Source organism: Thermoanaerobacter thermocopriae JCM 7501, assembly GCF_001310975.1.
GTDB classification, from domain to species: Bacteria; Bacillota; Thermoanaerobacteria; order Thermoanaerobacterales; family Thermoanaerobacteraceae; genus Thermoanaerobacter; species Thermoanaerobacter thermocopriae.
Genome location: NZ_BAZY01000013.1, coordinates 44,399 through 55,094, shown reverse-complemented (window position 1 = coordinate 55,094; position 10,696 = coordinate 44,399). Strand labels below are relative to the sequence as shown.

The window sequence follows — 10,696 nt, the reverse complement described above, 5'->3', positions numbered from 1 at the left end:
TTCATAAATTTTTTCTAGAAAAGCATCTTCACTTTATTTTTCAAAAATCTTTTAAAATAATTGTTTGATTTCTTTCCGGTCCTACAGATATTATTGTTGCTTTAATACCCATTAACTCTTCTATTCTTTTTACATACTTTTGAGCATTATAAGGTAGGTCCTCAAAAGTTTTGGCCCCTTGTATATTCTCATCCCACCCGTCAAATTCTTCATAAACAGGCTCGCATTGTGCCAAATCCTCAAGACTTGCGGGAAAATCTGTTATTATTCTGCCATTAAATTTATATCCTGTACAAATTTTTATTTTTTTAAGCCCTGTCAGGGTATCAAGTTTTGTGAGAGCAAAATGTGTTATGCCGGATACTCTTACCGAGTATCTAAGAATCACAGCATCCAGCCAGCCACATCTTCGTGCTCTTCCTGTTGTAGTACCGTATTCATGGCCTTTTTCTCTTAAAAATTCAGCGTTTTCATCAAAAAGCTCGGTAGGAAATGGGCCTTTGCCAACCTCGTAGTATACGCCTTCACAACTCCAATAACTTCGTCAATCATTGTAGGCCCTATACCGGCACCAATTGTAACACCGCCTGCTATAGGATGGGAAGCAGTAACATAAGGGTAGGTGCCCAAATCTAAATCAAGAAGTGTCCCTTGTGCTCCTTCAAATAAAACTCTTTTACCATTTTTTATCAAATCGTATAAAAGCACGGTTGTATCAGTAACAAAAGGTTTTATTTTTTCAGCATACTCTAAATATTTTTTGTATATTTCTTCAAAGTCAAATTCTTCAGTTCCATATATCTCTTTAAAAAGTTTATTTTTCTTTTCTACATTTCTTCTAAGTTTTTCTTCAAAAACTTTTGGGTTTATAAAGTCACAAACCCTTATACCTATTCTCTCTGACTTATCCATGTAACAAGGGCCAATTCCTCTTTTAGTCGTCCCTAGATCTTTTTCCCTTTTGAAATCTCTTCAAGTTCATCTTGCTTTATGTGATAAGGAAAACGATATGCTCTATCGCTTATTTTTAAATTATCTACGCTAATTCCTTGTTTTTGTAAATTCTCTATCTCCTCAATCAAAGATGCCGGGTCAATTACCACGCCATTACCAATTACGCAAATTTTTTCGGGGTACAATATTCCAGAAGGAATTAAATGAAGTTTATACTGAATACTTTCTTTTTCAACAGTATGCCCCGCATTATTCCCCCCTTGGTATCTTACAACTACATCGGCCTTTTCTGCAAGATAATCAGTAATTTTCCCTTTTCCTTCATCTCCCATTGGTACCAACTATAACTAATGTTGACATAATTAATTATTCTCCTTCCTTACTTAACTCTTTCCAATATTTCTCTTGCAACTACAACGCCAGATACAGAGGCTTGTGCTAATCCTCTTGTAATTCCTGCTCCATCTCCCGCCGCAAATAGATTTTGGATTTGCGTTTCAAATTTGTCAGTAAGCTTTACTCGCGAGGAATAAAACTTTACCTCAACACCGTATAAAAGCGTATGTTTAGAATATACCCCTGGAGATACTTTGTCCAAAGCTTGCAACATCTCAATTATTGACTGCAAAAATCTATAAGGTAACACCAAGCTTAAATCCCCTGGCGTTGCATCTTTTAAAGTTGGTTCCACAAGGCCTCTCTTAATCCTTTCTGGGGTAGAACGCCTTCCCGCCAGTAAATCTCCTAATCTTTGTACAATTACTCCATCTCCTAACATATTGGCAAGTTCTGCTATATAACGGCCGTATTCTATAGGTCTATTAAAAGGATGGGTAAATTCTTTGCTCACAAGTATTGCAAAATTTGTATTATCAGTTTTTATATCTTTGTAGCTATGTCCATTTACTGTTTTAATTCCGTTATTATTTTCTATCACAACTTTACCATAAGGATTCATACAAAAAGTCCTTACCCTGTCATCGAAGGACTTAGAATAATATATAAACTTCGATTCATATATCTCTTTTGTTATATCTTCCATGACAACAGCAGGAATTTCTACTCGCACTCCTATATCGACAGCGTTATTTTTTGTTTCTAGTCCTAACCTGTCAGCTTCTCTTTTGAACCATTCAGCCCCTTCTCTTCCAGGTACAACAACTATATATTTCCCATAATATTCTTCTCCTTTTTCTGTAACTACTCCTTTTGCTTTTCCATTTTCTACAATTATCTCAGCAACAGGTGTCTCTGTTTTTATCTCCACTTTTTGCCCAATATAATCTCTCATGTTTTTTATAATGTCAAAGCACTTTTCTGTACCCAAATGTTTTATCACTGCAGGAATCAATTTTAAATCTGCAGCTTGAGCTCTTTTTTCTATTTCTCTGATTTTTTCTCTATCTGTACCGTGAACTTCTGTTGTCCCTCCAAATTTTACGTATATACTATCAACATAATTTATAAGATCGTTAAGCTGCGACTTAGGCATGTATTCATCTAAAACCCCACCAAACTCTGACGTCAAAGTTAGTTTTCCATCACTAAATGCCCCTGCGCCCCCTATTCCACAAGTAATAGCGCAGGGTTTACAATTGGCGCACTTAGAACCATAGGCATTAATAGGGCAAATTCTTTTTTGTATATCTTTCCCTTTTTCTAACAGCAATATGTCTAATCCATCTTTTTTATCGATTAGTTCCAATGCGGCAAAAAGTCCCGCAGGACCTCCTCCAACGATAATGACATCGTACATCCTCATAAAGATAACCCCTTTTACTTAGAATGTGAAAAGCAAAAGCCCGTTATATATATTATCAGAAAAAAAAGCATAAATCAATTAAAATACGAATTTTATCTATAAAATTATATTAAAAGTTCACTTTTGAGCTTGTTAAACAGCAAAAAAATAAAAGACAGGCTTTTTTAGCTCTGTCTTAATCATTTTTTTATACTGAGACAACATGTTTTGACAATATATTCTCAAGAGTACTAGCTGACTTTAACAGATTTTCCGAACTTTCTTTTATCTCCTCTATAAATTTCATGTGTTCTTCTGTAGATGCGGCAACTTCTTCGGTAGAAGCAGCAGTCTCTTCTGACACTGCTGTAATATTTGCTATAGATTCTATTATTTCATCTTTATACCTTGCAAGTTCCATCATCGCATTATTTAACATCTGTATATTTTCAGTAATAGTATCTATTGAATTCTTAATCTCATTAAAAGCAGCATATGTAGTTTCCACTTGTTGGGCTTGGTCTTCTGCAATTTCTTTTACCAGATTTGCTTTTTCTACTGTCATGTCTGTCTTTTGCTCTATTTCACTTATAATCTTGGCTATTTCACTTGCGGCTTGTCTTGATTGTTCAGCTAGATTTCTAACTTCTTCTGCAACAACTGCAAATCCTTTACCTGCCTCCCCAGCTCTTGCTGCCTCAATAGCGGCATTTAAGGCAAGCAAATTAGTTTGGTCTGCAATTCCAGTTATCACTTCTATAATTTTTTCAATATGGTGAGAATTTGTTTGCAATTCATTTATTGCACTGACAACTTCGTCAATTGACTCTTTTGTAACGTCAGTTTTTTCTTTCAAAGAATTTATTGTATGCATGCCATTTTGGCTAAGTTTATCAGCATTTATAGTAGACTCTTCCACGGCTTTGAAAAATTTAGCAGAATTATCAACACTGTTGCCAATATTCTGCACCATATCAGCCGCATTAGAAGTATCCTTTGCTTGCTCAGAAGCGCCGTTTGCAATCTCTTCAACTGCTTTAGAAATTTGTTCAAAAGTCACATTCCCCTGTTCAATCGATTTAAAAAGGGTATTCGCTGTATCTTTAGTGCTTTGGGCAAAAGTAGAAACGTCTTGTAAAATTGCTCTTACCTTTTCCATCGTCCTATTAAAAGTCGTTATTAATGTACCAATTTCATCTTTTCTTTTTAAATTTACCGTAACTGTAAAATCTCCCTCCTGCGCTTTTTTAAGTTCGTCAATCAATTTTTTAATAGGCCTTGTAATATTTAATGAAATAATTATTGACAAAATTAATGACAAAGCAAAACTAACACTTGCTACTGTAATAAAAACATGCATAGCTTTGTCATCAATCGCAAAATAATAAATAGTCCCCACCGGTATAGCCGCTATTATAAAAAACGAAATAATAAGCCGCCACAACATGCTTTTCATACGCGTTCCCCCTTTATAGATTACTCTTAACCCTACCACCCTGCTATTTTACACTTTACCTACCAATTATTTTAAGAAGGTATTCAAACAATACTCCTCCAAGATAAATTCCTATAATGCCAGCAACACCTGGTAATACATTTGGAGCAGGAAGTGGTAATTTCAAAGACGAAAAAACTAATCCAACAATCAATCCAGTAACCAATGCTAGCAATGTTTCTTTCACATTAACACCTCACTTTATTTTTATCGGTATTTTTATTATTTTACTTTAACCAATTTTATATTATATCACAATTTTTTGTCACTTGTCAGACGTCTAATTACTTCTATCTGCAAATGATCCCTTGTATAGGTAAAGATATTCTTTAGCTTAAATCACTTTCTTTCAATATACACTTTTACATATTTATCTAACATGTCCTATAAAAATTCCTAAAGTTCTCTATATTACCAGTAAAATTTTGTAAAAAAACTGATACCCGACTTTGAGTATCAGTCACAAAATCAAATTTTATCATAATAACAACTAATAACGATATATTTATTTTTGTAATTCATCTGTCAACTTAATTATTTCATCTATTATACTACCAATATACCCAATTGTATCCAATAGTGGTCTTTCTGTAGTTATGTCTACACCTGCCATTTTAGCCAGTTCAACTGGTGTCTTGGTTCCGCCTACTTTCAGTACCTCTTTCCAATCCTCCAATGCTTTTTGTCCTTCTTCCAAAAATCGCTTATTTACTTGTGTAGCTATAGTAAGCCCTGCACTGTAAGTGTAAGGATATAAGCCCATGTAATAATGAGGCTGTCTCATCCAAGTAAGCTCCGCTCCTTCATTAATTTTTACTGCGTCTCCCCAGAATTTTTCTAATACCTCTTTTTTATTTTATTTAAAGTAGGAGCTTGAACAGAGCCACCTTTGTCAATTATTCTGTATACCTCTCTTTGATAGGCCGCTTCTAACAAGTGAGTCACAAAATTATGGTAATAGGTGCGAGATATCAAAGTAGAAAGTACCCATCTTCTCATCCTTTTATCTTGTGTATTTTTCATTAGATAATTTGCCATAAGTAATTCATTCATAGTAGAAGGAGCTTCTATAAAGTACAAAGAAGGCCTTGAATCAAATATATTTTGGTACTGATGAGCTAAATAAAAATGCCCTGCATGCCCTAATTCGTGAGATAGTACAAACACTTCTCTCATCCTATCAGTCCAATTAATCAATATAAAAGGATGAGCTCCATAGGGAGTAGAACAAAAGGCACCTGTAGATTTACCTTTGTTTTGAGGAAAATCTATCCACCTTTCCTCGAAGGCCCTTCTTATCATTTCTCGATAATCTTCTCCAAGACTGATAATCCTTCTTCTATGTACTTTTTCGCCTCTTCAATCGTTATTTCTGGTTCAAACGCAGGGTCTACTTCTAATTTTAAATCCGCAAAAGTCATTTCATCTAAGCCGTGTATTTTTTGTAAAAGTTTCGCAAACTTTCTCATATGAGGTGCCAAATGTTCCATTATCAAATCGATTTGCCTATCATATAATTCTCTATCTATTTCTTGAGGAAATAAAAGGCTGTCAATGACAGAATCAAACTTTCTCAAAGTCGCTATTGTCTTTTCTTTTTGCACTTGCACCTGGTAAACCGCAGCTATAGTATGCTGATATTCTCTTAATTTCTTAGAAAAAGCCTCAAAAGCCGCCCTTCTAATTTTTGTATCATTTTCATATTCCCATTTACCTTCAAATAATGCAAAACTTAAGGGGTATTCCTTCCCGTCAACTCTAAAGGTGCCAAAATCCATATCCGCTAATTTCGCCATGTTATAAATGTGATAAGGTGCTTCTAAAACACTTGAAAGAGCAGATAATGCTTTTTCTACTTCTGGATGAAGAGCATGTTTTTTCTTTCTGATTATTTTTCTGAGGTAATTTGCATTTTCCTTTGATTCTTCTATAGCTTGATTTATTATTTCTTCATCTAATTTTGTAATCTCTGATTCTATAAAACTTATCCGGCTTTCAATATCAGAGGCTATGTTTGAAAATTTTGCCCGTCTTTGTAAATTTTCTGTATTCGCCTGGTCAACTGAAACAGCAAGATATGCATAAGAACCTGCAAGATTCATTAGTTGAACCAACTTTTTCAACCTATCCAAGCAGCTATTAATCATCTGAGGAGTTTTAAGCTTTCCTTTAAACTTTTCTTCTAACTCTTTTGCAAGTTTTTGAGCCTCCTCTACTGCCTCCTCATACTCCTTTTCCGTCTTAAAAATTCCCGACAAATCCCACGTCAACCTTTCATCTACATCTTTTCTTTCTAACAATTGCGTACTCAACAAAATTTCCCCCTTTTAATATTTTTTAAACATGTAACAAATTATAATATCCTTACAAAAATGTTGCAATAATGCCTCCCAGTGAGACAGCACTATAAAATGTTAACAGTTTTCATCGCATACAATTTTAATTATTCTTTACTTACTTAATATAATATATGGTAAAGAAAGCAAATTCAACCCGATTTAATTCGGGGTAAAATGTTGAAAAATGGATGGAGGTAAAACTTGTATGAAAATTTAAAGCCTTTGCAATTTAAGTCTTTTATTTATTCACAAAGGCCTTTCAGAGTAACATCTTTATTTATCTCAAAAAGGAGCTGCGAAAATTCGCAGCTTTTATTATTTTGCCTGGTATTTTATAAGACTTGTTAAGGTATAATATACTCCTCCCAGTATTACAACCCAGGCAAATACCATGAAAAACAATGCTCCACCAGACATATTTTACGCCCCCTTTTAAGCTTTCGTACTTTTTTCAACACGAGCATTACCAAATTTTTTTTGGATAGTGTAGTAGGTTTCAGCAAAACCTATGATGAGTATTGTCAAAAGCAACAAGCGAGCACCTTGCACCCATGGAATGAGCTCGGGAGTTTTTTCCACAAAACTAGGAATCCACTTGAAATAGCCATCATCTATATAGCTTTTTGTGGAGAAAATAAGCAATACCGCAATTGATAGCGGTGTTATGAATTTAACCATTACATTGAAAAATCCTGAAGGTACCTTCCAATAACTGCCCCTATTGATTTCTTCTTTAGCCTTCTTTTCACCAAACAGCCAACCCACCACCACAGCTTCGATGAGCCCCACAATTACTAAGAAGTAGTTACCCACCCAGTTGTCAAGCTCAGTAAGGAAAATTAGTTCACTAGTCTTGGTTAAGATGGGTTCTAAAGCAGACGGCAGGCCTACAAGAATGTAGAACCCAAACACCACCACAGCTCCTATTTTCCTCGGTACATTGAGGTCTTCTTGAAGAATAGTTATAAGGTAGTTATACATCGCTATTGCTGAGGTAAATCCCGCAACAAACAATACTAGGAACCATAAGGCACCGAAAAATTGGCCACCTGTCATCATTCGGAACACATTGGGAAGAGCGATGAAGGAAAGTCCAACACCGCTTGCTACGCCTTCGGGACCGAGGAAGGTGTAGGCTATCGGAATAGCAATAGTACCCCCCAAGATCACTTCGGCAAATTCGTTTAGAAATACCGTGGTAGTAGCAGAAAGAACAATGTCTTCATCAGGTTTTAGATAGGATGCGTAATTCTGGATAATACCCATTCCTAAAGATAACGTAAAGAATATCTGGCCCGCAGCAGCCAGTGCTGATTGCCAATTCAATTCGTTCCACTTGGGGCTCCAAATGTAGTCAAGGCCTTTTATAGGCGACCAGTCCGGATTCACGGGAGAACCAAGGGTCAGTGTCCTTATGATTAAGATAAAGCCAAATACATAAAGTAGCGGCATCATGACTTTAGCCCATGCTTCGATACCTTTCTGGACACCACGACTGAGCAAACGCCAAGAGAGCAAGTGTTATTAGCCAGAAAGTAATCGACAGGCTCGGATTCTGGATATAGCTCCCAAAAACTTCGGCGGTAGACCGCACAGTGCCCATATAACCACCAGTCAAGGAAAGGTAGCTGTAGCCAAGGGTCCACCCAGTAATTTGTGTGTAATATGCATTTACAAGAACTGTAACAGAAAATACTAGCATCCCGATAAGAGCTCCTATAATTGCTGCACAAGAATGTCCGAGTTTTTCTTTAGCCTGCAGGTAGGTCATGCAACCAATGGTACCATGACCATATTTTCCACCGTAGCGGCCCTGCATCCATTCTACATAGATAAGGGGAATTCCAAGGAGTAAAAGTGCAGCAAAATAAGGTAACATGAATGCGCCGCCGCCGTTTTTGGCAACCTGGTAGGGAAATCTCCAAAAGTTACCTAAACCTATCGCATTCCCAGCCATAGCAAGAATGAGTCCAATTTTAGTCCCCCAGTTTTCTCTATTTTCTGGCATAAAAACCCTCCCTTATAAATTTTTTAGAGCCATTATACATTAAAAAAATTTTTTTGTCAATACATTAATAATCATTTGTTATTATTCTATGATATTGTCATATTAGTAAAAAAGTACTAAAAGCTTCCCAACAAATTTATTATATGATATAATAAATTACCATGAAAAATTCACAAAAGCTGGAGGTAATAATGTGGCAAGAGAAATATTTAAAATGCTGATGTCCATCGAAAAATGGGTAAAGTCCGCCGACATCCCAGCCTCCGTTCGTACCATGATTAACAAAGAGCTTGTAAAAGCCAAAGCCCGTTATGAGAATTTCGATCCCAGCAAAATGAAAAACACTGAACAAAAAAAAGTCTACGAAGCCGTTATAAAAAAAGGTGAAAAAATAGAGAAAAAGCTAAACTTCAAAAAAAGCGAAATAAAAGATGAGGTCTATTCCTATTTACGATATACCAATGCAGCTTATTTTGATTTCATGAGCGCTCTAGCCCCGCTGAATATCGGGATCCGCTTCTATGCTTTGACTTCCGCTTTGTTCATAGCCCTCTCTCCAGCTTTTTTGGGAGCTGCTTTTTCGTTGGCCTTTCTGATACCTATCTTCCTGGGGCTTAACGCACTTAAAAAAAGGCACACTTTGGGTTATACCATAGCAATGCTAATAACACCTCTATCTTTCGCAGTATCAATTATGTGGCTGCGCTTTGGATACAGAGTACTAATCGACTACCAGGCGGTACTTTCAGAAACTGTACAAACAACAGGAAAATCTCCACAGATTGCAAGCTTTTTAATAACGGTGCCGCCTGTGCTTTCCCTTCTACTTCTTTTTTCGGCAGGATACATGATTTACCAGCTTACGAGAGCCAGGGACATGCTTATTTATACGAGAGCCAGGGACATGCTTATTTAAATGAAAAAACCTCATATGACTATTTTCGATTTACAAACTATTCTAATACATAGCAATACCTAGGGTCGCAGCTACAACTATCATTATGAGAGGATTAATTTTTAAAAGATACAGCCCCACAAACACCACCACTGCTACCAGCACATCTTTAATGCTGGCAAAGGAGCTTTTTCCTACGGAATTAGCCGCCTGGATAATGAGTGCGATAACTGCCGGCCTGACTCCCTTAAAAAAGTCATCTAACCAAGGTAAGTGACGATACCTCATTATCAAAAGTGCGAGAATGATTATAATCAGAAAAGAAGGAGCTGTAACTCCAATAGTAGCTGCTACTGACCCCCAAAATCCTCCTATTTTATACCCTACAAAGGTAGCCGCATTTATGGCTATGGGACCAGGAGTCATCTGTGAAATGGCTATTATATCCAGGAACTGGTCCACTGACAGCCAGTGATGGATATCTATAATCTCTTTTTCAATGAGAGGAATCATCGCGTAACCGCCGCCAAAACTGAAAGCTCCTATTTTAAAAAACACCCAAAAAAGGCTTAAATATATCATTTACCCTCACGCTCCTCTGGATCCCGAAGTCTGTCTTGTAATAACATGCCAGCTATTCCCGATGTCAGGATCACTATTATAGGATGAAGGTCAAAGATAAGAAGGGCTGTGAGAGAAATAGCTGCTATTGTGGCGCCAACAGGAGTTTTAAAGGCAGCCTTGCGAAGGTTAAAAGCAGATGCCAATATGAGCACAACTATGCCTGGGTATATCCCCTTGAAGGCCTTTTTTACATAGATGCTGGATTTGAAGCTGTCGTAGAACAAAGCTATAAAGACTATTATCAGAAACGAAGGAAGTATAGTCCCCAAGGTAGCTATGAATGAGCCAACAAGACCATACAATTTATAACCTATGTATATGGAAGTATTTATAGCCACTGCCCCGGGGGCCGACTGAGTTACAGCAATTATATCCAGAAATTCCTCTTCCTTTATCCATTTTTGCTTATCTACCATTTCTTCTTTCATAAGGGGTATCATGGTAAACCCTCCACCTAATGTAAAGGCACCAATTTTAAAAAAAGCCCAAAACATGAGAAAAAGTTCTCTTGGCTCCAGCTTTTTTATTTTCCCTTTCAAGGTCATCACATCCTTTTTTATAATATCTCTTTTAATCAATTATAATTATATGACAATTTTTCATCTTACCAAACTTTTGAAGATGACAACTTAATATAAAA

9 protein-coding genes and 2 pseudogenes are annotated in these 10,696 nt (G+C 36.4%); 1 reads left to right on the top strand and 10 read right to left on the bottom strand.

What is annotated here, in order from left to right; translation table 11 throughout:
- Positions 1-40: 40 nt before the first annotated feature.
- From JCM7501_RS06750 to JCM7501_RS16610, 8 genes and pseudogenes are all read right to left on the bottom strand, one after another.
- Positions 41-1,314 (bottom strand): annotated as a pseudogene (locus tag JCM7501_RS06750) (adenylosuccinate synthase).
- A 19-nt stretch (positions 1,315-1,333) separates the two neighbouring features.
- Complete coding sequence (locus JCM7501_RS06745; RefSeq protein ID WP_028992454.1) at positions 1,334-2,716, bottom strand: NAD(P)/FAD-dependent oxidoreductase; 1,383 nt, start codon at positions 2,714-2,716, stop codon at positions 1,334-1,336.
- 187 nt (positions 2,717-2,903) lie between these two features.
- Positions 2,904-4,151, bottom strand: coding sequence for a methyl-accepting chemotaxis protein (locus tag JCM7501_RS06740; protein WP_028992453.1), 1,248 nt, complete (start codon positions 4,149-4,151; stop codon positions 2,904-2,906).
- 55 nt (positions 4,152-4,206) lie between these two features.
- Entirely contained in the window at positions 4,207-4,377 is a 171-nt protein-coding gene (locus tag JCM7501_RS06735; protein ID WP_012996216.1) for a XapX domain-containing protein, read from the bottom strand.
- Positions 4,378-4,695: 318 nt separating this feature from the next.
- Positions 4,696-6,502, bottom strand: a pseudogene (pepF, locus tag JCM7501_RS15855) (oligoendopeptidase F).
- A 342-nt stretch (positions 6,503-6,844) separates the two neighbouring features.
- The gene (locus JCM7501_RS12975; protein ID WP_012996218.1) at positions 6,845-6,946 is read right to left on the bottom strand and encodes a MetS family NSS transporter small subunit; all 102 of its coding nucleotides are present in this window, start codon (positions 6,944-6,946) and stop codon (positions 6,845-6,847) included.
- Between the two features lie 15 nt (positions 6,947-6,961).
- Positions 6,962-8,032, bottom strand: coding sequence for a sodium-dependent transporter (locus JCM7501_RS14545; protein ID WP_304650795.1), 1,071 nt, complete (start codon positions 8,030-8,032; stop codon positions 6,962-6,964).
- Entirely contained in the window at positions 7,989-8,537 is a 549-nt protein-coding gene (locus JCM7501_RS16610) for an SLC5/6 family protein (RefSeq protein ID WP_256201223.1), read from the bottom strand. The genes JCM7501_RS14545 and JCM7501_RS16610 overlap by 44 nt, the downstream gene beginning before the upstream one ends.
- 193 nt (positions 8,538-8,730) lie before the next feature.
- Here JCM7501_RS16610 and JCM7501_RS06720 point away from each other — a divergent pair, with 193 nt between their 5' ends.
- Complete coding sequence (locus JCM7501_RS06720; protein ID WP_028992450.1) at positions 8,731-9,453, top strand: hypothetical protein; 723 nt, start codon at positions 8,731-8,733, stop codon at positions 9,451-9,453.
- A 42-nt stretch (positions 9,454-9,495) separates the two neighbouring features.
- On the opposite strand, the gene JCM7501_RS06715 is transcribed toward JCM7501_RS06720, so the two are convergent.
- Together JCM7501_RS06715 and JCM7501_RS06710 are read right to left on the bottom strand one after the other, a co-directional pair.
- Positions 9,496-10,014, bottom strand: coding sequence for a chromate transporter (locus tag JCM7501_RS06715; RefSeq protein ID WP_028992449.1), 519 nt, complete (start codon positions 10,012-10,014; stop codon positions 9,496-9,498).
- Positions 10,011-10,601: a chromate transporter gene (locus JCM7501_RS06710; protein WP_038002156.1), complete on the bottom strand. Its 591-nt coding sequence runs from the start codon at positions 10,599-10,601 to the stop codon at positions 10,011-10,013. The genes JCM7501_RS06715 and JCM7501_RS06710 overlap by 4 nt, the downstream gene beginning before the upstream one ends.
- Between the last annotated feature and the right edge of the window lie 95 nt (positions 10,602-10,696).